We start from the raw sequence: 21,660 nt of genomic DNA, 5'->3' as shown, positions 1-21,660 counted from the left end.
ACCCGGCGGTCAAGCCAGCATTGCATTGCGCCGACGGGTGGAGGATGCTGGGCTTATCTCGTCTGCGGAGAACAATAAAAAGTGCAGAGCAATCACCTTAGCCGGCATGCCCGGCAAGTCCTCACCGTGACCCAGGGTAAGGCCCTGGCACAGGGCCCCGGCAGCGATCCGTCGATTGCCCGTTCCTGGCTGCGTTGCCTTGAGGACTATCACCTGGATCCGGCCCAGAGCATGGCCCCGACCGTGCTCGAGCACGGCCGCGTGCTGGAAAGCCGCGAGCGCTTGCAGCAGGTACTGCAGATCGCCGGCAACGAGATGAACAGCCTGCACCAGCAGCTGTCCGGTGCCGGCCATGCGGTGCTGCTCACCGATGCCCGCGGGGTCATCCTCAATTGCGTCACCGCGCCTACCGAACGGCGCATCTTCGAGCGCGCCGGGCTGTGGCTGGGTGCCGACTGGAGCGAGGCACGTGAAGGTACCAACGGCATCGGCACCTGCCTGGTCGAGCGCCAGGCGGTAACCATCCACCAGGATGAGCACTTTCGTGGCCGTCATACCGGCCTGACCTGCTCGGCCAGCCCGGTGTTCGACCCGCACGGCGAGTTGCTGGCGGTGCTCGATGTATCGTCTGCCCGCGCTGATGTTTCGCGCCAGAGCCAGTTTCACACCATGGCGCTGGTCAACCTCTCGGCGAAGATGATCGAGAGCAGCTACTTTTTGCGCTATTTCGATAACCAGTTCCTCCTGCGCTTTCATCTGCAGGCCGAATCGGTAGGGATGTTCAGCGAAGGGCTGCTGGCCTTTGATGGCGACGGGCGGATCTGCGCGGTCAACCAGAGCGCCTTGAACCTGCTGGGCACCATCCGTGGCGGTGTGCTCGGCAAGCCTGTGGATATGTTCTTCGATTGTGCGCAGGATGAGTTGTTCAGCCGCGCCACTGCCCAGGCCAACACCAGTTGGCCATTACGCACCCGCGATGGCCGGGTATTGTTCGCCAGTCTGCGCGGCCAGGTGCGTTCGCTGCCGCCGGCAGCGGCGCCGTTTGTTGCCCCGGCGAAAACCTCGCAGCCCGGTGGTATCTGCCTGGTCGATCCGGCCCTGCAGAACGATTTTCGCCGGGCCGTTCGTGTGTTCGAACGCGATGTGCCATTGCTGCTGCGCGGCGAGACCGGCTGCGGCAAGGAGGCCTTCGCCAAAGCCGTGCACCAGGCCAGCCAACGCAGCAGCAAGGCGTTTGTTGCGCTTAACTGTGCGTCGATCCCCGAGAGCCTGATCGAGAGCGAGTTGTTCGGCTATCGCGGCGGCAGTTTTACCGGGGCGCGCAAAGAGGGCATGCGCGGCAAGCTGCAGCAGGCCGACGGTGGCACGCTATTGCTCGACGAGATCGGCGACATGCCGCTGGCCCTGCAGACCCGTTTGCTCCGGGTGCTGGAAGACCGCATGGTGGTGCCCATCGGCGGCGAACCGCAGGCCGTCAACGTGCGCATCATCAGCGCCAGCCACCGCAACTTGCTCGAGCGGGTCGAGGATGGCAGTTTCCGCGAAGACCTTTACTACCGTCTCAACGGCCTGGAAATCGATCTGCCGGCCTTGCGCGAGCGCAGCGACAAGTCGCAGTTGCTCGACTTCATCCTGGCCGAAGAGGCCGGTGAGCAAAGCGTAAGCCTGGACCCTGCGGCGCGCCGGGCGTTGCTCGATTTCGCCTGGCCGGGCAACGTGCGCCAGCTGCGCAACGTCCTGCGTACCTTGGTGGCGCTGAGCGAAGAGGGGCACATCGAGTTTGCCGACCTGCCGGCGGTCGTTCGCCAGCCGCCGGCACTTATCAAAAGCTCCTCACCTGTGGATAACCCCGCGTCGCTGCTGGACAGCGCCGAGCGCAACGCCTTGCTGGCAGTGCTGGAGCAGCAGCGCTGGCACATGACCCATGTCGCCGCGCAGTTGGGGGTTAGCCGTAATACCTTGTATCGAAAACTTCGCAAACACGGCATCGCCCGGGACGCCTGAGCGAAACACAGGATGCGATTTGTCGCGCCCTAGGCTACCCTGCCTCGACGTTTTGCGAGGTCGATCATGCACATTCATATTCTCGGTATTTGCGGCACTTTCATGGGTTCGCTGGCCGTGCTGGCCAAGGAGCTTGGCCATCGGGTCACCGGCTCCGATGCCAACGTCTACCCACCGATGAGCACCCAGCTTGAAGCCCAGGGCATCGAACTGACCCAGGGCTATGACGCCGCCCAACTGGACCCGGCGCCCGACCTGGTGGTGATCGGCAACGCCCTGTCGCGGGGCAACCCGGCAGTCGAGTACGTACTGAACAAGGGCCTGCCCTACGTGTCGGGCCCGCAGTGGCTGGCCGACCACGTGCTGCAAGGCCGCTGGGTGCTGGCGGTTGCCGGAACCCATGGCAAGACCACCACCAGCAGCATGCTTGCCTGGGTGCTGGAGCACGCCGGCATGAGCCCGGGCTTCCTGATCGGCGGCGTGCCGCAGAATTTCTCGGTCTCGGCGCGCCTGGGCGGCACGCCGTTCTTCGTGGTCGAGGCCGACGAATATGACAGCGCCTTCTTCGACAAGCGCTCGAAGTTCGTGCACTACCGTCCCCGTACCGCGATCCTCAATAACCTTGAGTTCGATCATGCGGATATCTTCCCTGACCTGGCCGCCATCGAGCGACAGTTCCACCACTTGGTGCGAACCATTCCAAGCGAAGGCCTGGTGATCCATCCGACCACCGAGCCGGCCCTTGAGCGCGTGATCAAGATGGGCTGCTGGACGCCGGTGCAGACCACCGGTGAAGGCGGGCAGTGGCAGGTCAAACTGCTCAGCGCCGACGGTTCGCGTTTCGAAGTCAGCTTCGAAGGCGCAACCCAGGGCGTGGTCGAGTGGGAGCTGACCGGCCAGCACAACGTCGCCAACGCCCTGGCTACTTTGGCGGCTGCACGTCATGTCGGCGTGGTACCGGCCATGGGTATTGCCGCATTGAGCGCGTTCAAGAGCGTCAAGCGGCGGATGGAAAAGGTCGCTGAAGTACAGGGCGTGACCATCTATGACGACTTCGCTCACCACCCGACCGCTATCGCCACCACCCTCGACGGCTTGCGCAAACGCATCGGCGATGCTCCGCTGATTGCCGTGATCGAGCCGCGCTCCAACTCGATGAAGCTCGGCGCCCACCGCGATGGCCTGCCCGAGAGCGTCAACGATGCCGACCAGGTGATCTGGTACGCACCGCCGAACCTGGGCTGGGACCTGGCCGCCACCGCCGCCGAATGCAAGGTGCCGGCTGTGGTGGCCGACAGCCTTGAAGCGATCATCGAACGGGTCAAGAGCCAGGCCAAGCCCGGCACCCAGGTGGTGATCATGAGCAATGGCGGCTTCGGCGGCCTGCACGGCAAGCTGGCCGAGGCGCTGAAATGAGCGGGCCGGAACGCATCACCCTGGCCATGACCGGGGCTTCGGGGGCGCAGTATGGGCTGCGCCTGCTCGATTGCCTGGTGCGCGAAGACCGCGAGGTGCATTTTCTGATCTCCAAGGCCGCGCAACTGGTGATGGCCACCGAGACTGATGTGTTGCTGCCGGCCAAACCGCAAGCCATGCAAGCCTTCCTCACCGAGTACACCGGCGCTGCCGCCGGGCAGATCCGCGTGTATGGCAAGGAAGACTGGATGTCGCCGGTCGCCTCGGGCTCCGGCGCGCCGGCGGCGATGGTGGTGGTGCCATGCTCGACCGGGACCTTGTCGGCGATTGCCACCGGCGCCTGCAACAATCTGATCGAGCGGGCTGCAGACGTTACCCTGAAGGAGCGTCGGCAGTTGATCCTGGTGCCGCGTGAGGCACCGTTCTCGACCATCCACCTGGAGAACATGCTCAAGCTGTCGAACCTGGGCGCGGTGATCCTGCCGGCGGCGCCGGGCTTTTATCATCAGCCGCAAACCATCGACGACCTGATCGACTTTGTTGTCGCACGGATCCTCAACCTGCTGAACATTCCCCAGGACATGCTGCCGCGTTGGGGCGAGCATCATCTGGGCGCGGATGAATGAAGCGCCTGCTGGGCGTGATGCTGCTGTGCGTGATGGCTAGCGGTTGCGCCAGCGTGCGCACCCTGGATGCGGCCAAACCGGGGGCGCCGGTGGTATATGCCGGTACGCGCCTGGATCTGTATGCGTTGCAGGGCGGTTGTTGCGCCATTGACCGCTTTGGCGCCGAGGCGCCGAAGTATCCCGGGCTGGACCTGCCGGGCAGTGCCTTGCTTGATACCGTGCTGCTACCGCTGTCGGTATTGACCGCGCTGGGGATTGGCTTTCAGGCGACGGGCGGGTTGTAGCGGCTGGCCTGATCGCGGGGCAAGCCCGCTCCCACACACTCTGTGGGAGCGGGCTTGCCCCGCGATTGCTACTTGCCCAACCGGCGCAATTCATCCGACTCGACAATCCGGATCCCGTCCTGCTCTTCCAGCGCCAAACGCCACAGCGCCCTGGCCAGTTGGCAGGCCTCGATGCCCCGGTACTTGCCCGGGATCAGCTTCGACAGCGGCCCGGCCAAGCGTTCCGACATCCGCGGTTCGATGCGGTCACCCAGCAGCAGCGAAGGCCGGGCGATGGTCAGTTGCGGCCAGTCCTGGGCCTTCAATGCGGCCTCCATTTCGCCTTTGACCCGGTTGTAGAAGATCGGCGATCTGCGGTCGGCGCCCAGGGCGCTGACCACCAGCAGGTGCCGCGCGCCCATCTCCCGGGCGCGTTTGCCGAAGGCGACGACCATGTCCAGGTCGACCGCGCGAAAGGCCGGCTCTGACCCTGCCTGCTTGATCGTGGTGCCCAGGCAGCAGAAGGCGATGTCGACGCGACCTGCCAGTTGCGGGAGGAACACCGCCGGGTCACCCACCGGGTTTTCCAGGTGCGGGTGTTCGGCCAGTGGGCGACGGGTGGGGGCCAATACGCGGCTGACGGTGGGCTCGTTGAGCAGCCGATCAAGTAAGTGTTCACCGGTAAGACCGGTGGCTCCGGCAAGCAGGATGTGCTGAGGCGTCAAGTACATGATGTCTCTCCCTTGATACAGTCAGCTTAGTGGTTGCCAGCATTTTTTGCATGCTCGGCCTGTTGCTTGCCCGCATCACTTTGCAAGGCTTTGCGCGCTTGTTGCTGGCGCAGGCGCTGCCAGTGATCGAGTACGCCCTTGGGTGCCCAGATCTGCGGCTCGGAGGCATCGAAGCCTTCAATGGCCTCGCGCTCGGAGACGCTGGCGCTGGCCCGCTCGAAGGCCTGCTGCAGGTCGTCGGTCTGGTTCAGGGCCTGGGCGAACAGGGCGTCGCCAAAGTAGGTGAAGTCGGCTTCTTCGGAGCAGCCGAACGACACCCGGTCGGCGCGCGAGGCGGTCATGATCAGAGTCCGCTCGTCTTTGAGCGGGGCGATATAGCCGCCTGAATAACAGGCCGAGATGACAATGATCTTGTCGCGGTCTTTCAAGGGCGCCAGGGTCGTGGCCAGGGCATCGGCGGGCAGGTCTGCCAGTTGCAGGCGCGGCTGGTCGAGTACCAGTTCGTGCTCGTGGCTGCCGTGGCTGGTCAGGTAGATGAACACCAGGTCTTCCGGGCCGCTGCGTTCGGCCAGGGTGCGCACGGCGCGGGCAAGGTTCTCGCGGGTGGCCATGGGCCGGTCGCTGAGGTGGTCGCGGTGGTTGACCAGGCTGATCTGGCCGACCGCGCCAAAGCGGCTCTTGAGCATGTTGCTGACGTAATCGGCCTCGCGCAGGAACACGCTCTGTTTGCCATCGCCCCCCAGGGCCAGGCTGTAGAGTTCGATGTCCGGGGTCGAGGCCGGCACCTTGGCCAGCGCTTGGTCGAGCAGGCCGCCCTGGTTGAGCAGCGCCAGTTCCAGCGGGTCGGGCAGCAGTTTGCCGTGCTCGTCGCGCACGCGCTGGCCATTGAGCCACTGGCCGCTTTCATTGCGCCCGTCGAGCAGGGTCAGGCGGCCGTTGCCCTGGTAGGTGTCGTTCTCGAAGCCGCCGACATAGACACTGCCGTCCGGCAACTGTAGGCGCCCGTTACCGGAAAACCGCCAGTCGCGAAAATAACCCTTGTAGTGGCTGCCGTCGCTGCCGATCAGCTCGCCCTTGCCGCTGAGCGAGCCGTCCTTGAACTGGCCGATCCACACGTCACCATCAGTGTTTTCGTAACGGCCGCGGCCTTCCAGGCGGTTGTCATGGAAGGCACCGATGTACTGGTCGCCTTCGGCGCTGTTGAAGGTACCGCTGCCTTCGAGCTGGCCGTTGACGAAACGGCCGCTGAACTGGTTGCCGCTGGCGTCGCTGCGGATGCCTTCGCCATTGGGTTTGCCGCGGGCGAACAGGCCCTGGTACTGGCTGCCGTCAGCCAGTTCGAGATGGCCGGCGCCGTGGTACTGGTCGTCCTTGAACTGGCCACGGTAAAGCAGGCCGGGTTCCTTGAGGGTGCCTTCGCCGTCGCGGCGGCCGAGCTTGAACCCACCGGTGTAGCTGCTGCCCGGTGTTTTCAGGGTGCCCAGGCCGTGGAACAGGCCCTGCTGGAACCCGCCGCGGTAGACCTCGCCATTGCTACCATGCCATTCACCCTGGCCATGCCACTGGCCATTGAGGAAGTTGCCCTTGTACCAACTGCCGTTGGGGTAGTCGATGCGCCCGGCACCTTGCAGCAGGCCGTCGACCACCTCGCCCCGATAGCGGCCGCCATCGGGCAGGCGCGCATCGGGCGGCGACAGGGGTTCGCCGTCACCGCAAGCGGCCAGTAGCAGGGTCAGGGCAAGGGGAACGAGTGGGCGCATGGCGGGGTCCGGACAAGTGAGGCCCCGAGTATGCCGTAGAACGCGGGGGGTGAAACAGTCGCCAGGACGGTTTCACCCAGTGCCTGGCTCAGATGAAGCAGAGCGACAGCGGTTCGGCGATATAGGCAGGTTTTTCCTGGCCTTCGATTTCCAGGGTGGCGGTGACCTTGAGCAGCCACTGTCCGGGTTTCTTCTCGGTCACCTCGGCCAGATCGACCTTGAGCCGCACCTTGCTGTCGACTTTCACCGGCTGGATGAAACGCACGCTGTCCAGGCCATAGTTGACGGCCATTTTCAGGCCTTCAGGCACAACCAGAATGCCTTCCATCAACTTGGGGATCAGCGACAGGGTGAGAAAGCCGTGAGCGATGGTACTGCCAAATGGCGTTTTTGCCGCCTTGTCCGGGTCGACATGGATGAACTGAAAGTCGCCTGTCGCCTCGGCAAACAGGTTGATGCGCTGTTGATCGATGGTCAGCCATTCGGAACGTCCCAGTTCCTTTCCAACGTACTGCGAAAGCTCTGCAACAGGTACATAGGGCATTGTGACTCTCCAGATTGTCTTTGGTTTTGTTATGACTTCGGCAGATTCGAAAGTCTAAGATCAGCACGCCTGCAGGAAGTGGTCAAGTCGGCGAAGATCGGCTTATAGCCCGGTCGTTAGCGTGCTTATAATGGCCGCCAGGCCTCAAGGAGATGCTTATGCTGTTGCGTGGTTTGACCTGGCTGGTGCTGTTCCAGTTGCTCGGAACGGCGATCAATCACCTGGTGGTGCCGATCCTCCCCGGGCCGATCATCGGCCTGCTGTTGCTGCTGGTGTACCTGATGCTGCGTGGCGAGGTGGGCGCGCCCCTGAGCGAGGCGGCCAACAGCCTGCTGCGCTACTTGCCACTGCTGCTGGTGCCGCCGGCGGTGGGGGTAATGGTCTATGCCGCGGATATCGCCGCCGACTTCTGGGCCATCGTCGGCGCCCTGGTGCTGTCGGCGCTGCTCACCCTGGTGTTCGTCGGCGTGCTGATGCACAAGCTGATGGCCCGCCAGGGCAGCCATGAGGAGCAGCCATGAGCCTGGACTGGAGCGGCGCCGTCAACGCCGTCATTCACCATCCGCTGTTTGGCATCGGCATCACCCTGGGCGCCTACCAGCTGGTGCTGGCGGCCTACGAGAAAACCCGCTGGATCTTCCTGCAGCCGGTGCTGGTGTCGATGCTGGTAGTCATTGGCGTACTGCTGGGCTGTGGCCTGACTTACAGCGAATATCGCAAAAGCACCGAGATCATGAACATCCTCCTGGGCCCGGCGACCGTGGCCCTGGCGGTGCCGCTCTATCTCAACCTGCGGCGCATTCGCCAGCTGTTCTGGCCGACCTTTACTACGCTGGTAATCGGAGGGGTGTTCGCCACCGGCGCCTGCCTGTTGCTGGGCTGGTGGTTTGGCGCCGAGCACATGATCCTGATGACCATGGCGCCAAAATCGGTGACCTCGCCGATTGCCATGCTGGTGGCCGAGCAGATTGGCGGCGTGGCCGCGCTGGCGGCGGTGTTCGTGTTGATCACCGGGGTGATCGGGGCGATTTTCGGCCCGGCGCTGCTGTCGCGTTGTGGTGTGCACAGCCCTGAAGCGCGCGGCATGGCTTTAGGCGTGACTGCGCATGCGGTTGGTACTTCGGTAGCGCTGCAGGAAAGTGAAGAATGCGGGGCCTTCGCGGCCCTGGCGATGAGCCTGATGGGGGTTGCCACGGCGGTATTCCTGCCACTGGCGGTTAGCCTGGTTGCTTGAGGAGTTGCAATGACGTTACCCCTGTTTCCGCTCAATACCGTGCTGTTCCCGGGCTGCTTTCTCGATCTGCAGATATTCGAGGCGCGTTACCTGGACATGATTGGTCGCATCATGAAGCAGGGCGGCGGTTTTGGCGTGGTGTGCATCCTTGAGGGCGAGCAGGTTGGCGCTGCGCCCAGCGGTTTCTCGCAGGTTGGCTGCGAGGCGCTGATTCGCGATTTTCAGCAGCAGGACAACGGCCTGCTGGGGATTCGGGTCGAAGGCACCCGGCGCTTTCGTGTCGGGCCGTTCGAGGTGCAGAAGGACCAGTTGCTGGTCGCTGATGTGTCGTGGCTGCCGGAGCTTGCCGACGAGCCGCTGGAAGATGACCATCACGACTTGCTGGCGCTGCTGCAAGCCCTGGGCGAGCACCCGATGGTCGAGGCGCTGGGCATGCCGGTGACGGTCCAGGGCCAGCAGGCCCTGGCCAACCAGCTCGCCTACCTGCTGCCGTTCGTTGAAGAAGATAAACTCGACCTGCTGGCCATCGACTCACCGCACAAGCGCCTGGAGGCTATCCAGGCGCTGCTTGACCGGCTGCAAGGCGAGCTGTTCGCCTGATGCCTCAGTACTGGTAGCGCAGCAAGGCGTGCGGCAGCGAGTGCAGGGCGAAGAACGCCAGCAGGGCGACGCAGGCCGGCAGGATCAGCCACCAGACCCGTAGCGGCAGGGCGGTGAGCGGTTGCCGGTATTGGGTCAGGGTCAGGCTGGTAGCGCACACGCAGCAGGCGAGCATGGCGCCGGCGAGGATGTCGGTCGGCCAGTGCGCCCCCAGGTACACCCGTGACAGCGCGATCGCCAGTGCCGGAATGCAACCCAGCATGATCCAGGTCAGGCGCATGCGCGGCGGCTGCCCGCGCCCGGCCAGCACCGCCAGTACCAGGAAGAACGCAAACGACGCCGAGCTGTGGCCGCTGGGCATGCTGTAGGTGGTCAGCGGATCAGTGAGTACCTCCGGGCGCGCCCGGGCAAACAGCCACTTGAGGCTGCCATTGGCCAGGGCCGTGCCGATCAGGGTGCTGCCGGCGAAAATCGCCGGGCGCCACTGGCGGGCCAGCAATAACAGGCCGGTGAGCAGGCCGCCGAGGAAGAACTGGGTTCGGAAATCGCCGAGGCGGGTGATCAGCACCACCGTGCCGTCGATGGCGCGGCTGCGGTTCTCCTGGATCAGGGTCATCAGGCCCTGGTCGAACTGGGTCAGGTATGGCCAGCCGAGAAACAGCCCGGTCAGGGCCAGCAAGCTCATCCCGGCAATCAGCCGGGTGCCGCGGCGCATGCTGCGCAGGCTGCTGTTGATGCTCAGGCCGACCAGCACCGCCAGGCCGCCCATCACTACCCCAGCCTGTGGCCAGAAGCCTTCCGGCAACGGCAGGCGCATGGCCGCGCCGGTTGCCCAGCCCGGCAGCAGGTAAGCCACTGCCCAACCGGCCCCGGCCAGCAGGCTGACGGCGATAAAACGCGGCAGCGGCATGTCGAACATGCCGGCGACCATGGGCAGCATCGGCCGCAGCGGGCCGATGAAGCGCCCGACTAGCAGGCTGGCGATACCATAGCGCTGAAAGTAGGTTTCGGCGCTGCCGATCCATTCCGGATGGTGGCGCAGCAGCGGCAAGCGGCGGATGTTCTGGTGAAAGCGCCGGCCTAAGGTGTAGGAGATCGCGTCGCCGAGCAAACCACCGGCAAAGCCCAGCAACAGGGTTTCGCCCAGGCTCAAGGCACCGCTGCCGGCCAGTACCGCGACGGCGAACAGCAAAACGGTGCCGGGGACGATAATCCCGGCAATCGCCAGGCATTCCACGCAGGCCACCAGAAAAATCGCTAATCCCAGCCACTGCGGGTTGGCGCTGAGCCAGGTGGTCAGGCTGTCGAGCCATGGGCCCATCGTGTCAGTTTCCTTGTGTCAGTAAAAAGTAGTCCCGGCCTTCGACTTGGCCCCGGCGCAGCGGGTTCCGTGTGCAATGGCGGGCAAAGTCGGCGTCGACGAAACGGTAGGGCAGATGTTCATCGCGGCCGTGGGGAATCCCCAAGCGGGTGGTCTGGATAATTTGTTTCACTTTGATACCGCAGTCCTCGACAAACAGCTGCTCGGCATCAAAGCGTTTGCCGTCCCAGTGCGGCACTTTCAGGCCCAGGGCCTTGCACAGCAGGGTCTGGCCGGCGCACAGGCGTTCGGGCGGGCGCGCCTGGCCGCTGGCGTCAGGGTTGTTCAGTTGCATCTGTGCCAGGCTGTTGTCATCCGACAAGGCATCGACGAAGGGGTAGGCCGATTTGATCAACACCGCATTGCCCGGCCCGTGGGCGCTGAAGTTCAGCGAGTCGCCGCCGCGGGCGTAATACATGTAGATGTGCCCGCCGTCGAGAAACAGCGCCCGGCGTTTTTCGGTGTAGCCGAGCGAAGCGTGGCTGCCCTTGTCGCTGAGGTAGTAGGCCTCGGTCTCGATAATCCGTGCCGCCAGCCAGTACGGACCGTGGCGGTGGCGGATGACCTTGCCCAGCAGGGCCCTGGCCAATTCGCCAGCGTCGCGGTCGAAGAAGCTGTCGGGCAGGGCCTTGGGCGGGCAGGGGGCGGAGTCTGGCATGCGGGCAGGTTCGCGGGTGGACAGGTGGGCGATGATAGCAATTTCTGTCTTAACCAACCCTGAATGGCCATTATGAAGCGAGGGGCCGGCACTCTTTTCGACCATCCGCCTGTCACCGCTGGGCGTGGGGCCACACGACAGTTATAATCATCCGATTTTCCCCTTCGCCAAGACCACTGAGCCCATGACTGAGTCCGTTCTTGACTACATGACCCGCCTGGGTCGCGCTGCCCGCGCGGCGTCGCGCGTGATCGGCCGTGCCAGCACTGCGCAAAAGAACCGCGCCCTGCAAGCCGCCGCCAACGCCCTGGACGCTGCCCGCGCCGAGCTGACCGCCGCCAACGAGCTGGACCTCGCTGCTGGCCGCGCCAATGGCCTGGAAGCGGCCATGCTCGAGCGCCTGGCGCTGACCCCGGCACGCATCGACGGCATGATCGTCGGCCTGCGCCAGGTGGCCAGCCTGCCGGACCCGGTCGGCGCGATCCGCGACATGAGCTACCGGCCATCGGGTATCCAGGTCGGCAAGATGCGGGTGCCGCTGGGGGTAATCGGCATCATCTACGAGTCGCGTCCGAACGTGACGATCGACGCTGCCAGCCTGTGCCTGAAGTCGGGCAACGCCACCATCCTGCGCGGCGGCTCCGAAGCCATCCATTCCAACCGTGCCATTGCCGCCTGCATCCAGCGCGGCCTGGCCGAGGCCGGCTTGCCGGCGGCGGTGGTGCAAGTGGTCGAAACCACCGATCGCGAAGCGGTCGGCGCGCTGATCAGCATGCCGGAGTTCGTCGACGTCATCGTGCCGCGTGGCGGCAAGGGCCTGATCGAGCGCATCAGCCGCGACGCGCGGGTGCCGGTGATCAAGCACCTCGATGGTATCTGCCACGTCTATGTGGCTGAGCACGCCGAGCTGGACAAAGCCCGGCGCATCGCCTTCAACGCCAAGACCTACCGCTACGGCATCTGCGGGGCGATGGAAACCCTGCTGGTCGATCAGTCGGTCGCGGCCGAGTTCCTGCCGGAAATGGCCCGCCAATTTCGGGAAAAAGGCGTCGAACTGCGCGGTTGTGAGCGCACGCTGAAAATCATCGAGGCGCTGCCAGCGACCGAAGCGGACTGGAACACCGAATACCTCGCGGCGATTCTGTCGATCCGCGTAGTGGACGGTCTGGACCAGGCCATCGAACACATCAATCGCTATGGCTCGCACCATACCGATTCCATCGTTACCGAACACCAGGCGCAGGCTCGCCAGTTCGTGGCCGAGGTCGATTCGTCCTCGGTAATGATTAACACCCCGACCTGCTTTGCCGACGGTTTCGAGTACGGCCTGGGCGCGGAGATCGGGATTTCCACCGACAAGCTGCACGCCCGAGGCCCGGTTGGCCTGGAAGGCCTGACCTGCGAAAAATACGTGGTGATCGGCGACGGTCAGCTGCGCGGACAGGAGTCGCTCTGACTTGGCCGAGCGCAAACCGCTCGCCCCAGTCTCGACGATGTCGCCCGCCCGGCGCATCGGCGTGCTCGGCGGGACTTTCGACCCGGTGCACATCGGACACCTGCGCAGTGCGCTGGAGGTCGCCGAAGTGCTGGCGCTCGACGAGCTGCGGCTGATGCCCAACGCCCGCCCGCCGCACCGTGATACGCCGCAAGTGTCGGCCCAGGACCGGCTGGCGATGGTCCAGTGCGCGGTTCAGGGCGTGCCTACGCTGTCGGTCGATGCCCGCGAACTGGCCCGTGACAAGCCGTCGTACACCATCGAAACGCTGGAACTGATGCGTGCCGAAATGGCCGCCTCAGAGCAGCTGTTTCTGCTGCTGGGCTGGGACGCGTTCTGCGGCCTGCCCAGTTGGCACCGTTGGGAAGAATTGCTGCAACACTGTCACATCCTGGTGCTGCAACGCCCGGATGCCGACGTCGAGCCGCCGGATGCCTTGCGCAACCTGCTGGCCGCACGTTCGGTCAGTGATCCGCAGGCCCTTGAAGGGCCTGCCGGGAATATTGCATTCGTCTGGCAGACGCCGCTTGCGGTGTCAGCCACGCAGATCCGACAGCTGCTGGCCAGCGGCAAGTCGGTGCGGTTTCTGGTGCCGGACGCAGTACTGGCCTACATCGATGCGCACAACCTTTACCGTGCGCCGAACTGAGGGTGCTGAGAAGCGCCTCAAACTATAGAGTTGAATGAGTTTTATATGACCAAGCAAAAACACAACGTCAGCGCCGAAGAGCTGGTCGAACTGACCAAGTCCGCCCTGGAAGACGTCAAGGCCCAGGACATCCAGATTATCGACGTAAAAGAAAAGCACAGCCTGACCGACTACATGATCATCGCCACCGGTACCTCCAACCGCCAGATCAGCGCGATGCTGGAAAAGGTCCGTGAGCAGGTCAAGGCCAAGGGCGTGCAGCCACTGGGCGAAGAAGGCAAGGGCGACAGCGACTGGGTACTGCTGGACCTGAATGATGTCATCGTCCACATGATGACTGCCGCTGCCCGTCAGTTCTACGACCTTGAGCGTCTGTGGATGGGTGCCGAGCAGAGCCGTGCCGCCGATGGCAAGCACCACAGCCCGGAAAACACCCACGACTTTGCAGATAAGCTGAAAGATCGGGAATAAGGAAGGCTCGTGCGTCTGCGTCTGATCGCGGTCGGCTCGCGCATGCCCAAGTGGGTCGAGGACGGTTGGCATGAATATGCCAAGCGCCTGCCCGCGGAGCTGTCGCTGGAGCTGGTGGAAATACCGCTCAATACCCGGGGCAAGAATGCCGACGTCGCCCGCCTGATCCGTCAGGAGGGTGAGGCCATGCTTGCCAAGGTCCAGCCAGGGGAACGGATTGTCACCCTGGAGGTCCATGGCAAGCCCTGGAGTACCGAGCAACTGGCGGTCGAACTGGACCGCTGGCGGCTGGATTCGCGTACCGTCAACTTCATGGTCGGCGGCCCCGAAGGGCTGGCGCCGGAAGTCTGTGCGCGGGCCGAGCAGCGCTGGTCGCTGTCGCCGCTGACACTGCCCCACCCGTTGGTAAGGATACTGATCGGCGAACAGCTGTACCGCGCCTGGACCGTATTGTCCGGGCACCCCTACCACAAATAAGCCTTAAGCCTTTTCAATGTCGCAGCCGATTCGCCTCAAGGATCACGAGAAAGACGCCCGTCTGGTGCGTAGCCGCGTCGTGGTCGGTGCAGTGGCGATCGTCCTGCTGATTTGCGTGTTGATCGCCCGCCTGTATTACCTGCAGGTGATCCAGTACGACTATCACTCGACCCTGTCGGAAAATAACCGGGTGCATGTGCAGCCGATTCCGCCGACTCGCGGGCTGATCTTCGACCGCAACGGGGTGATCGTCGCCGATAACCGGCCAAGCTTCAGCCTGACCATGACCCGTGAGCGCTCCGGCGACTGGCAGCAGGTACTCGATGTGATCGTCGAGGTGCTCGAGCTGACCCCGGACGACCGCACCCTGTTTGAAAAGCGCATGCGCCAGGGCCGCCGGCCGTTCGAGCCGGTGCCGATCCTGTTCGAACTGACCGAAGAGCAGATCGCCCGGGTTGCGGTGAACCAGTTCCGCCTGCCCGGCGTCGAGGTGGTCGCCCAACTGGTGCGCCATTACCCGCAGGGGGCGCACTTTGCTCACTCGGTCGGTTATGTCGGGCGGATCAACGAGAAAGAGCTGAAGACCCTCGACCCGGTCAACTACAGCGGCACCCACCATATCGGCAAGACCGGCATCGAGCGCTTCTACGAGCCGGAACTGCACGGCCAGGTGGGTTACGAAGAGGTCGAGACCAACGCCCGTGGCCGGGTATTGCGGGTGCTCAAGCGCACCGACCCGATCCCCGGCAAAGACATCGTCCTGAGCCTCGACATCAAGCTGCAGGAAGCTGCCGAGGCCGCGCTGGGCGGGCGCCGCGGCGCCATTGTCGCACTCGACCCAAATACCGGCGAAGTACTGGCGATGGTCAGCCAGCCAAGCTTTGACCCCAACCCGTTCGTCACCGGCATCAGCTTCAAGGCCTATGCCGAGCTGCGCGATTCGATCGACCGACCGCTGTTCAACCGCGTGCTGCGTGGCCTGTACCCGCCGGGTTCGACCATCAAGCCGGCAGTGGCCATCGCCGGACTCGACAGTGGTGTGGTCACCGCCAGCAGCCGGGTGTTCGACCCGGGCTTCTACCAGTTGCCCAACTATGACCACAAATACCGCAACTGGAACCGCAGCGGCGACGGCTGGGTCGACCTCGACCTGGCGATCATGCGCTCCAACGACACCTACTTCTACGACCTGGCGCACAAGATGGGCATCGACCGTCTGTCCAGCTACATGAACAAGTTCGGCCTCGGGCAGAAAGTCTCCCTCGACATGTTCGAGGAGTCCGCCGGCCTGATGCCGACTCGCGAATGGAAGCGCGCCACCCGCCGCCAGGCCTGGTTCCCGGGCGAGACGCTGATCCTCGGTATCGGCCAGGGCTACATGCAGACCACGCCGCTGCAGATGGCCCAGGCCATCGCCCTGATCGCCAGCAAGGGCAAGTGGAACCGTCCGCACCTGGCCAAGACCATCGAAGGCCAGCCGCCGGTGGACGAGAACCCGATGGAAGACATCGTCTTGCGTGACAAGTCCGACTGGGCCAGGGTCACCCATGGCATGGAGCAGGTGATGCACAACGCCCGCGGTACCGCCCGCGCCGCCGCCGCCGGTGCCCAGTACCGGATTGCCGGCAAGAGTGGTACCGCCCAGGTGGTAGCGATCAAGCAGGGCGAGAAGTACGACCGCAACAAGGTTCAGGAACGCCACCGCGACCACGCCCTGTTCGTCGGCTTCGCCCCGGCAGAGAACCCGAAGATCGTGGTTTCGGTGATGATCGAAAACGGCGAAGCGGGTGGCCGCGTCGCGGCGCCGGTGATGCGTCAGGTAATGGACGCCTGGTTGCTCGACGAGCATGGCCGGCTCAAATCCGAGTTCGCTCCCGCCACCGTCGTTCAGGAATCGGCCCAGTGAAGAACAATTTCGATCGCATGCTTTCCAGCGAGGACGTAATGCGTCGTCGCGCAAGCTTCCTGCAGCGCATCCATGTCGACGGCCCGTTGCTGATCCTGCTGCTGACCCTGGCTGCCGGCAGCCTGTTCGTGCTCTATTCGGCCAGCGGCAAGAACTGGGACCTGCTGCTCAAGCAAGCCAGTTCGTTCGGCATCGGCCTGGTGTCGATGTTCGTCATTGCCCAGCTCGAACCACGTTTCATGGCGCGCTGGGTGCCCCTTGCCTATGTGGTCGGGGTGATCCTGCTGGTGGTGGTCGACGTTATGGGCCACAACGCCATGGGCGCCACGCGCTGGATCAACATTCCCGGGGTGATCCGCTTCCAGCCCTCGGAGTTCATGAAGATCATCATGCCGGCGACCATCGCCTGGTACCTGGCCAAGCGCTCGCTGCCGCCGCATTTGAAGCACGTGGTGATCAGCCTGATCCTGATCGGCCTGCCGTTCATCCTCATCGTGCGCCAGCCAGACCTGGGTACCGCCTTGCTGATCCTCGCCTCCGGCGCCTTCGTGCTGTTCATGGGCGGCCTGCGCTGGCGCTGGATCCTCAGCGTGGTGGCGGCGGCAGTGCCGGTGGCGGTGGCGATGTGGTTCTTCGTCATGCACGACTACCAGAAACAGCGGGTACTGACCTTTCTCGACCCGGAAAGCGATCCGCTGGGCACCGGCTGGAACATCATCCAGTCGAAAGCGGCGATCGGCTCGGGCGGGGTGTTCGGCAAGGGCTGGCTGCTGGGCACCCAGTCGCACCTGGACTTTCTCCCGGAAAGCCACACCGACTTCATCATCGCCGTGCTTGGCGAGGAGTTCGGCCTGGTCGGCATCTGCGCGCTGCTTTTGATCTACCTGCTGCTGATCGGCCGCGGCCTGGTGATTACCGCCCAGGCCCAGACGCTCTACGGCAAGTTGCTGGCCGGCAGCCTGACCATGACCTTCTTTGTTTATGTGTTCGTCAATATCGGTATGGTCAGCGGCTTGTTGCCCGTGGTGGGGGTGCCGCTGCCCTTCATTAGTTATGGCGGAACTTCGTTGGTGACGCTGCTGTCAGCGTTTGGGGTTTTAATGTCGATCCATACGCATCGCAAATGGATTGCGCAGGTTTGAATAAGGTGAAGAATTACATGCAAGCAATGCGTGGCTGGGCGGCTCGTTGTGCGCCCTGGGTCGGCTTTGTAGGTTTGCTCGGCGGAGCGCAAGGCGCTGCTGCCGGCGACTACGACGGCTCGCCCCAGGTAGCCGAGTTCGTCGGCGAAATGACCCGCGACTACGGTTTTGCCGGTGAGCAACTAATGGGGGTGTTTCGCGAGGTTCAGCGCAAGCAGTCGATCCTTGACGCGATCTCGCGCCCGGCTGAACGGGTAAAACCCTGGAAAGACTACCGGCCGATGTTCCTCACCGACGCCCGCGTCGCCCGCGGCGTCGACTTCTGGCGCCAGCATGAGGCCACCCTGGCCCGCGCCGAACAGGAATACGGCGTGCCGGCCCAGGTGATCGTCTCGATCATCGGCGTCGAAACCTTCTTTGGCCGCAACACCGGCAATTACCGGGTGATTGATGCGCTGTCGACCCTGGGCTTCGATTATCCGCCGCGTGCCGAATTCTTCCGCAAGGAGCTGCGCGAGTACCTGTTGCTGGCCCGTGAAGAGCAGGTTGACCCACTGACCCTCAAGGGCTCCTACGCCGGGGCCATGGGCTTGCCGCAGTTCATGCCGAGCAGCTTTCGCGCCTACGCCGTGGATTTTGACGGCGACGGCCACATCAATATCTGGAACAACCCGGACGATGCCATCGGCAGCGTTGCCAGCTACTTCAAGCGTCATGGCTGGGTAGCCGGCGAACAGGTGGTCAGCCGCGCCACGGTGCGTGGCGAACGCGTCGACGAAGGCCTGAGCCCGGGCATCGACGCGGTCAAGACGGTCGGGGAGTTGCGGGCACTGGGCTGGTCGAGTCATGATGCGCTGCGCGATGATCTGCCGGTCACCGCCTTCCGGCTCGAAGGTGACAACGGCCCGGAATACTGGCTGGGCCTGAAAAACTTCTACGCGATCACTCGCTATAACCGCAGCGTGATGTATGCCATGGCAGTGCATCAGCTCTCGGACCTGCTGGTTCAAGCACGGGGCGCCAAGTAATGCGCGTAATGTTCTCCGCTACATCGCTGAAACTGCTGGGTTGCGCGGCCCTGGGCCTGGTGCTGGTGAGCTGTTCGAGCAGCCGCCCGAGCACCTCCACCCAGGGTAATGCCAATGTCGTGCGGGCCAAGCCCGGCCTGGACATCAACCGGGCCCACAAGGACGGCGCGCCATGGTGGGACGTCGACGTCTCGAAGATCCCCGACGCGACCCCGACCGTGCACACCGGCAACTACAAGGCCAACCCCTACACCGTGCTGGGCAAGACCTACTTCCCGATCCCCGACTCGCGCAACTACCGCGCCGAGGGCACGGCATCCTGGTACGGCACCAAGTTCCACGGCCAGAACACCGCCAACGGCGAGGTCTATGACCTCTACGGTATGAGCGCGGCGCACAAGACCCTGCCGCTGCCGGCCTACGTCAAGGTTACCAACCTCGACAACCAGCGCAGCGTGATCCTGCGGGTCAACGACCGCGGGCCGTTCTATTCCGACCGCATCATCGACCTGTCGTACGCGGCGGCGAAGAAGCTCGGCTATGCCGAGACCGGCACCGCGCGGGTGCGCGTTGAAGGCATCGACCCGAAACAATGGTGGGCCCAGCGCGGCCAGCCGGCGCCGATGGTCCTCGACCAGCCGCAAGTGGCCCAGACCCAGGCGCTGCCGGCCAGCACCGGCACGGTCGAGCAATGGACGCCACCGCCGCAGCAGCACGCCGCTGCGGTCGTACCCCTGCAAGTCGCCAGCAACAACACGATGGCCAGCAATGGTCTTTACTTGCAGGTCGGCGCTTTTGCCAACCCCGATGCCGCCGAACTGCTGCGCTCCAAGCTCAGCAGCATGGTCAGCGCACCGGTGTTCATCAGTTCGATCGTGCGCAACCAGCAGACCCTGCACCGGGTCCGCCTGGGGCCGATCAACAGCCAGGGTGAAGCCCAGCAGATGCAGGACAGCGTGCGCCTGGCCAATCTGGGGCAGCCCAAAGTCGTCACGGCAGACTGATCGGGGGGACTGATCGGTTTGTCATGCAGCCGGGCGCAGCCGCCATGTACAATGGCGGTTTTGCCCGTCAGGCCATGCGCCTGTAAACGTTTTGCCCATGAGGGCATGAGCCCATTAGCCATTTCGAGAGACGGATGAACATAACCAGCTTTGCCAAACGCCTTTGCCTGCTTGTACCGCTGATGATTGCCCCCGCCGCCTTCGCGGCAGAGCAAATGATGCCGTCGCCGCCGCAACTGGCTGCCAAGTCCTACGTGCTCATGGAAGCCTCCAGCGGCAACATCCTGGTCGAGAACAATGGTGACCAGCGTCTGCCTCCGGCGAGCCTGACCAAGCTGATGACCGCCTACATCGCGACCCTGGATATCCGCCGCGGGCAGATCGGCGAAAACGACCCGGTCACCGTCAGCGAAAACGCCTGGCGCACCGGCGGTTCGCGGATGTTCATCAAGGTCGGCACCCAGGTCAGCGTCAGCGACCTGCTGCACGGCATCATCATCCAGTCGGGTAACGACGCCAGCGTCGCCCTCGCCGAGCACATCGCCGGCAGCGAAGACGCCTTCGCCGACATGATGAACAAGACCGCCGGCGACCTGGGCATGAGCAACAGCCACTTCATGAACCCGACCGGCCTGCCGAACCCCGAGCACTACTCGTCGGCCCACGACATGGCAGTGCTGGCGCGCGCGATCATCCACGAAGACCCGGCTCACTATGCGATCTACTCGCAGAAAGAGTTCTTCTGGAACAACATCAAGCAGCCTAACCGCAACCTGCTGCTGTGGCGCGACAAGACCGTCGACGGCCTGAAAACCGGCCACACCGACGAAGCCGGCTACTGCATGGTGTCTTCGGCAGTACGTGACGGCATGCGCCTGATCGCCGTGGTCTTCGGTACCAACAGCGAGCAATCGCGTGCGGCCGAAACCCAGAAGCTGCTGACCTACGGCTTCCGCTTCTTCGAAACCCAGACCTTCTACCAGAAGGGTACCGAGCTTGCCCAGGCACCGGTCTGGAAGGGCGCAACCAATCAGGTCAAAGCCGGTCTCGCCGAAGACCTGACCATGACTTTGCCTAAAGGCCAATTGAAAAAGCTGGCCGCAAGCATGACCATGAACCCGCAATTGATCGCTCCGATCAACAAAGGTGACGTGATCGGTAAAGTGGAAGTCAAACTGGATGACAAAGTTGTCCACAGTGCCGACCTGATCGCGCTGGATGGCGTTGAGGAAGGTGGTTTCTTCCGTCGTGTGTGGGATAGCATTCGGCTATTCTTCTACGGGTTGTTCAACTGATATCGTGACCTGCCACGCCCCCGCCACTCATGCGGGGGCGTTGTTGTTGCCACGGCTTACGAGGCCGTTACTGCTATGACCGAAGCTGACAAGTCGCACAAAATCGAATTCCCCTGCGCCGATTACCCGATCAAGGTCATCGGCGACACCGTGGTCAATTTCAAGGACACGGTGATCGAGATCCTCAAGAAGTACGCCACGGTCGACATGAGTACCCTGGCTGAACGTCAGAGCAAGGAAGGCAAGTACACCACGGTGCAACTGCACATCATCGCCACGGGTGAAGACCAGCTGCACGATATCAACAGCGCCCTGCGCGCGACCGGAATCGTGAAAATGGTGCTCTGATGCCCGCGTGCCTCGGCTTTCGCGACCTCGGCCTGCTGCCTTACGAGCCGGTGCTGGAGGCCATGCGTCGGTTTACCGACCAGCGTGGCCCGGGCACCGCGGATGAGGTATGGCTGGTTGAACACCCGGCGGTGTTCACCCAGGGCCAGGCCGGCAAGGCCGAGCATCTGCTGGTACCGGGTGACATCCCGGTGGTGCAGACCGATCGCGGCGGCCAGGTGACCTATCACGGCCCGGGTCAGCTGGTGGCGTACTTGCTGCTGGATGTACGCCGCCTGGGTTTTGGCGTGCGCGATCTGGTCAGCCGCATCGAGCGCTGCCTGATCGAGTTGCTGGCCAGTTACAACGTCGAGGCGGCGGCCAAGGCCGATGCCCCAGGCGTTTATGTCGACGGGGCGAAGATCGCCTCGCTCGGCCTGCGGATTCGCAATGGCTGTTCGTTCCACGGCCTTGCCTTGAACGTGGACATGGACCTGGCGCCATTCCGCCGGATTAACCCCTGCGGGTATGCGGGGCTGGCCATGACCCAGCTGCGCGACCAGGCAGGCTCGATCGAACTCTCTGAGGTAAGGGCAAGGCTGCGCGGGCAGCTGGTCAAGCACCTCGACTATGCTGAGCAGACGACCCTTACGGGCGGAATCTTCTGAAT

General features: G+C 63.8%; 23 protein-coding genes. 18 read left to right on the top strand and 5 right to left on the bottom strand.

All coding sequences use genetic code 11. From position 1 onward, the window contains the following. The first annotated feature begins 81 nt into the window (after positions 1 to 81). The 4 genes from ACZ9A3_RS20535 to ACZ9A3_RS20520 all read left to right on the top strand — a co-directional run bounded on the left by ACZ9A3_RS20535 (position 82) and on the right by ACZ9A3_RS20520 (position 4,330). Complete coding sequence (locus ACZ9A3_RS20535) at positions 82 to 2,004, top strand: sigma-54-dependent Fis family transcriptional regulator (protein WP_476253067.1); 1,923 nt, start codon at positions 82 to 84, stop codon at positions 2,002 to 2,004. Between the two features lie 66 nt (positions 2,005 to 2,070). Then, complete coding sequence (mpl, locus tag ACZ9A3_RS20530; RefSeq protein WP_195885117.1) at positions 2,071 to 3,420, top strand: UDP-N-acetylmuramate:L-alanyl-gamma-D-glutamyl-meso-diaminopimelate ligase; 1,350 nt, start codon at positions 2,071 to 2,073, stop codon at positions 3,418 to 3,420. Next, positions 3,417 to 4,046: a flavin prenyltransferase UbiX gene (gene ubiX / locus ACZ9A3_RS20525; protein WP_476253066.1), complete on the top strand. Its 630-nt coding sequence runs from the start codon at positions 3,417 to 3,419 to the stop codon at positions 4,044 to 4,046. Before mpl ends, ubiX begins: the two co-directional genes overlap by 4 nt. Beyond that, positions 4,043 to 4,330 (top strand): YceK/YidQ family lipoprotein, encoded by a 288-nt coding sequence (locus ACZ9A3_RS20520; RefSeq protein ID WP_093379169.1) that lies wholly within the window; start codon positions 4,043 to 4,045, stop codon positions 4,328 to 4,330. Before ubiX ends, ACZ9A3_RS20520 begins: the two co-directional genes overlap by 4 nt. 68 nt (positions 4,331 to 4,398) lie before the next feature. On the opposite strand, the gene ACZ9A3_RS20515 is transcribed toward ACZ9A3_RS20520, so the two are convergent. The 3 genes from ACZ9A3_RS20515 to ACZ9A3_RS20505 form a co-directional block, all read right to left on the bottom strand. Next, complete coding sequence (locus ACZ9A3_RS20515; protein ID WP_045199893.1) at positions 4,399 to 5,040, bottom strand: oxidoreductase; 642 nt, start codon at positions 5,038 to 5,040, stop codon at positions 4,399 to 4,401. A gap of 26 nt (positions 5,041 to 5,066) precedes the next feature. Continuing rightward, the gene (locus ACZ9A3_RS20510) at positions 5,067 to 6,800 is read right to left on the bottom strand and encodes a C13 family peptidase (RefSeq protein ID WP_093379172.1); all 1,734 of its coding nucleotides are present in this window, start codon (positions 6,798 to 6,800) and stop codon (positions 5,067 to 5,069) included. An 88-nt stretch (positions 6,801 to 6,888) separates the two neighbouring features. Next, positions 6,889 to 7,344 (bottom strand): MaoC family dehydratase, encoded by a 456-nt coding sequence (locus ACZ9A3_RS20505; protein WP_045199890.1) that lies wholly within the window; start codon positions 7,342 to 7,344, stop codon positions 6,889 to 6,891. A gap of 158 nt (positions 7,345 to 7,502) precedes the next feature. Here ACZ9A3_RS20505 and ACZ9A3_RS20500 point away from each other — a divergent pair, with 158 nt between their 5' ends. Genes ACZ9A3_RS20500 through ACZ9A3_RS20490 form a run of 3 tightly spaced genes read left to right on the top strand, consistent with a single transcriptional unit; the run spans position 7,503 to position 9,178 of the window. After that, entirely contained in the window at positions 7,503 to 7,865 is a 363-nt protein-coding gene (locus tag ACZ9A3_RS20500) for a CidA/LrgA family protein (RefSeq protein ID WP_045199889.1), read from the top strand. Then, complete coding sequence (locus ACZ9A3_RS20495) at positions 7,862 to 8,578, top strand: LrgB family protein (protein WP_045199887.1); 717 nt, start codon at positions 7,862 to 7,864, stop codon at positions 8,576 to 8,578. Before ACZ9A3_RS20500 ends, ACZ9A3_RS20495 begins: the two co-directional genes overlap by 4 nt. Positions 8,579 to 8,587: 9 nt before the next feature. Beyond that, the gene (locus ACZ9A3_RS20490) at positions 8,588 to 9,178 is read left to right on the top strand and encodes an LON peptidase substrate-binding domain-containing protein (protein ID WP_093379175.1); all 591 of its coding nucleotides are present in this window, start codon (positions 8,588 to 8,590) and stop codon (positions 9,176 to 9,178) included. 4 nt (positions 9,179 to 9,182) lie between these two features. Here ACZ9A3_RS20490 and ACZ9A3_RS20485 read toward each other — a convergent pair whose 3' ends face one another. Next, positions 9,183 to 10,499: a bifunctional DedA family/phosphatase PAP2 family protein gene (locus ACZ9A3_RS20485; RefSeq protein ID WP_045199883.1), complete on the bottom strand. Its 1,317-nt coding sequence runs from the start codon at positions 10,497 to 10,499 to the stop codon at positions 9,183 to 9,185. 4 nt (positions 10,500 to 10,503) lie between these two features. Next, entirely contained in the window at positions 10,504 to 11,196 is a 693-nt protein-coding gene (locus ACZ9A3_RS20480) for a DNA-3-methyladenine glycosylase (RefSeq protein ID WP_195885116.1), read from the bottom strand. Positions 11,197 to 11,380: 184 nt separating this feature from the next. Here ACZ9A3_RS20480 and ACZ9A3_RS20475 point away from each other — a divergent pair, with 184 nt between their 5' ends. The 11 genes from ACZ9A3_RS20475 to lipB all read left to right on the top strand — a co-directional run bounded on the left by ACZ9A3_RS20475 (position 11,381) and on the right by lipB (position 21,658). After that, positions 11,381 to 12,652, top strand: a complete 1,272-nt coding sequence (locus ACZ9A3_RS20475) for a glutamate-5-semialdehyde dehydrogenase (RefSeq protein ID WP_476253065.1) — start codon at positions 11,381 to 11,383, stop codon at positions 12,650 to 12,652. Positions 12,653 to 12,689: 37 nt separating this feature from the next. Continuing rightward, the gene (gene nadD / locus ACZ9A3_RS20470) at positions 12,690 to 13,340 is read left to right on the top strand and encodes a nicotinate-nucleotide adenylyltransferase (RefSeq protein ID WP_050990013.1); all 651 of its coding nucleotides are present in this window, start codon (positions 12,690 to 12,692) and stop codon (positions 13,338 to 13,340) included. Positions 13,341 to 13,385: 45 nt separating this feature from the next. Beyond that, on the top strand, positions 13,386 to 13,811 hold the full coding sequence (gene rsfS / locus ACZ9A3_RS20465; RefSeq protein ID WP_476253064.1) for a ribosome silencing factor: 426 nt from the start codon (positions 13,386 to 13,388) through the stop codon (positions 13,809 to 13,811). 9 nt (positions 13,812 to 13,820) lie between these two features. After that, complete coding sequence (gene rlmH / locus ACZ9A3_RS20460) at positions 13,821 to 14,288, top strand: 23S rRNA (pseudouridine(1915)-N(3))-methyltransferase RlmH (protein ID WP_045199875.1); 468 nt, start codon at positions 13,821 to 13,823, stop codon at positions 14,286 to 14,288. A 16-nt stretch (positions 14,289 to 14,304) separates the two neighbouring features. Then, entirely contained in the window at positions 14,305 to 16,194 is a 1,890-nt protein-coding gene (gene mrdA, locus ACZ9A3_RS20455) for a penicillin-binding protein 2 (protein ID WP_045199872.1), read from the top strand. Between the two features lie 38 nt (positions 16,195 to 16,232). Further along, positions 16,233 to 17,336, top strand: coding sequence for a rod shape-determining protein RodA (gene rodA, locus ACZ9A3_RS20450; RefSeq protein WP_045200058.1), 1,104 nt, complete (start codon positions 16,233 to 16,235; stop codon positions 17,334 to 17,336). Positions 17,337 to 17,353: 17 nt separating this feature from the next. Next, positions 17,354 to 18,364: a lytic murein transglycosylase B gene (gene mltB, locus ACZ9A3_RS20445; RefSeq protein ID WP_045200056.1), complete on the top strand. Its 1,011-nt coding sequence runs from the start codon at positions 17,354 to 17,356 to the stop codon at positions 18,362 to 18,364. Further along, positions 18,364 to 19,368, top strand: a complete 1,005-nt coding sequence (locus ACZ9A3_RS20440; RefSeq protein WP_045199870.1) for a septal ring lytic transglycosylase RlpA family protein — start codon at positions 18,364 to 18,366, stop codon at positions 19,366 to 19,368. Before mltB ends, ACZ9A3_RS20440 begins: the two co-directional genes overlap by 1 nt. 134 nt (positions 19,369 to 19,502) lie before the next feature. Next, positions 19,503 to 20,663: a D-alanyl-D-alanine carboxypeptidase family protein gene (locus ACZ9A3_RS20435; protein WP_045199868.1), complete on the top strand. Its 1,161-nt coding sequence runs from the start codon at positions 19,503 to 19,505 to the stop codon at positions 20,661 to 20,663. Between the two features lie 75 nt (positions 20,664 to 20,738). After that, on the top strand, positions 20,739 to 21,011 hold the full coding sequence (locus ACZ9A3_RS20430; RefSeq protein ID WP_045199865.1) for a DUF493 domain-containing protein: 273 nt from the start codon (positions 20,739 to 20,741) through the stop codon (positions 21,009 to 21,011). Next, the gene (lipB, locus tag ACZ9A3_RS20425) at positions 21,011 to 21,658 is read left to right on the top strand and encodes a lipoyl(octanoyl) transferase LipB (RefSeq protein ID WP_045199863.1); all 648 of its coding nucleotides are present in this window, start codon (positions 21,011 to 21,013) and stop codon (positions 21,656 to 21,658) included. The genes ACZ9A3_RS20430 and lipB overlap by 1 nt, the downstream gene beginning before the upstream one ends. Positions 21,659 to 21,660 lie beyond the last annotated feature (2 nt).

The organism is Pseudomonas sp. TE4620 (assembly GCF_056279045.1).
Note: the sequence above shows the minus strand (reverse complement) of the source record. Positions and strands in the feature narration are given on the sequence as shown.

Bases quoted from the DNA above. Each gene is read 5' to 3' on its own strand.
- mpl (WP_195885117.1), top strand. From the start codon at position 2,071: ATGCACATTCATATTCTCGGTATTTGCGGCACTTTCATGGGTTCGCTG.
- ubiX (WP_476253066.1), top strand. From the start codon at position 3,417: ATGAGCGGGCCGGAACGCATCACCCTGGCCATGACCGGGGCTTCGGGG.
- ACZ9A3_RS20520 (WP_093379169.1), top strand. From the start codon at position 4,043: ATGAAGCGCCTGCTGGGCGTGATGCTGCTGTGCGTGATGGCTAGCGGT.
- ACZ9A3_RS20515 (WP_045199893.1), bottom strand. From the start codon at position 5,040: ATGTACTTGACGCCTCAGCACATCCTGCTTGCCGGAGCCACCGGTCTT.
- ACZ9A3_RS20510 (WP_093379172.1), bottom strand. From the start codon at position 6,800: ATGCGCCCACTCGTTCCCCTTGCCCTGACCCTGCTACTGGCCGCTTGC.
- ACZ9A3_RS20505 (WP_045199890.1), bottom strand. From the start codon at position 7,344: ATGCCCTATGTACCTGTTGCAGAGCTTTCGCAGTACGTTGGAAAGGAA.
- ACZ9A3_RS20500 (WP_045199889.1), top strand. From the start codon at position 7,503: ATGCTGTTGCGTGGTTTGACCTGGCTGGTGCTGTTCCAGTTGCTCGGA.
- ACZ9A3_RS20495 (WP_045199887.1), top strand. From the start codon at position 7,862: ATGAGCCTGGACTGGAGCGGCGCCGTCAACGCCGTCATTCACCATCCG.
- ACZ9A3_RS20490 (WP_093379175.1), top strand. From the start codon at position 8,588: ATGACGTTACCCCTGTTTCCGCTCAATACCGTGCTGTTCCCGGGCTGC.
- ACZ9A3_RS20485 (WP_045199883.1), bottom strand. From the start codon at position 10,499: ATGGGCCCATGGCTCGACAGCCTGACCACCTGGCTCAGCGCCAACCCG.
- ACZ9A3_RS20480 (WP_195885116.1), bottom strand. From the start codon at position 11,196: ATGCCAGACTCCGCCCCCTGCCCGCCCAAGGCCCTGCCCGACAGCTTC.
- ACZ9A3_RS20475 (WP_476253065.1), top strand. From the start codon at position 11,381: ATGACTGAGTCCGTTCTTGACTACATGACCCGCCTGGGTCGCGCTGCC.
- nadD (WP_050990013.1), top strand. From the start codon at position 12,690: ATGTCGCCCGCCCGGCGCATCGGCGTGCTCGGCGGGACTTTCGACCCG.
- rsfS (WP_476253064.1), top strand. From the start codon at position 13,386: ATGACCAAGCAAAAACACAACGTCAGCGCCGAAGAGCTGGTCGAACTG.
- mrdA (WP_045199872.1), top strand. From the start codon at position 14,305: ATGTCGCAGCCGATTCGCCTCAAGGATCACGAGAAAGACGCCCGTCTG.
- rodA (WP_045200058.1), top strand. From the start codon at position 16,233: ATGCGTCGTCGCGCAAGCTTCCTGCAGCGCATCCATGTCGACGGCCCG.
- mltB (WP_045200056.1), top strand. From the start codon at position 17,354: ATGCAAGCAATGCGTGGCTGGGCGGCTCGTTGTGCGCCCTGGGTCGGC.
- ACZ9A3_RS20440 (WP_045199870.1), top strand. From the start codon at position 18,364: ATGCGCGTAATGTTCTCCGCTACATCGCTGAAACTGCTGGGTTGCGCG.
- ACZ9A3_RS20435 (WP_045199868.1), top strand. From the start codon at position 19,503: ATGAACATAACCAGCTTTGCCAAACGCCTTTGCCTGCTTGTACCGCTG.
- ACZ9A3_RS20430 (WP_045199865.1), top strand. From the start codon at position 20,739: ATGACCGAAGCTGACAAGTCGCACAAAATCGAATTCCCCTGCGCCGAT.
- lipB (WP_045199863.1), top strand. From the start codon at position 21,011: ATGCCCGCGTGCCTCGGCTTTCGCGACCTCGGCCTGCTGCCTTACGAG.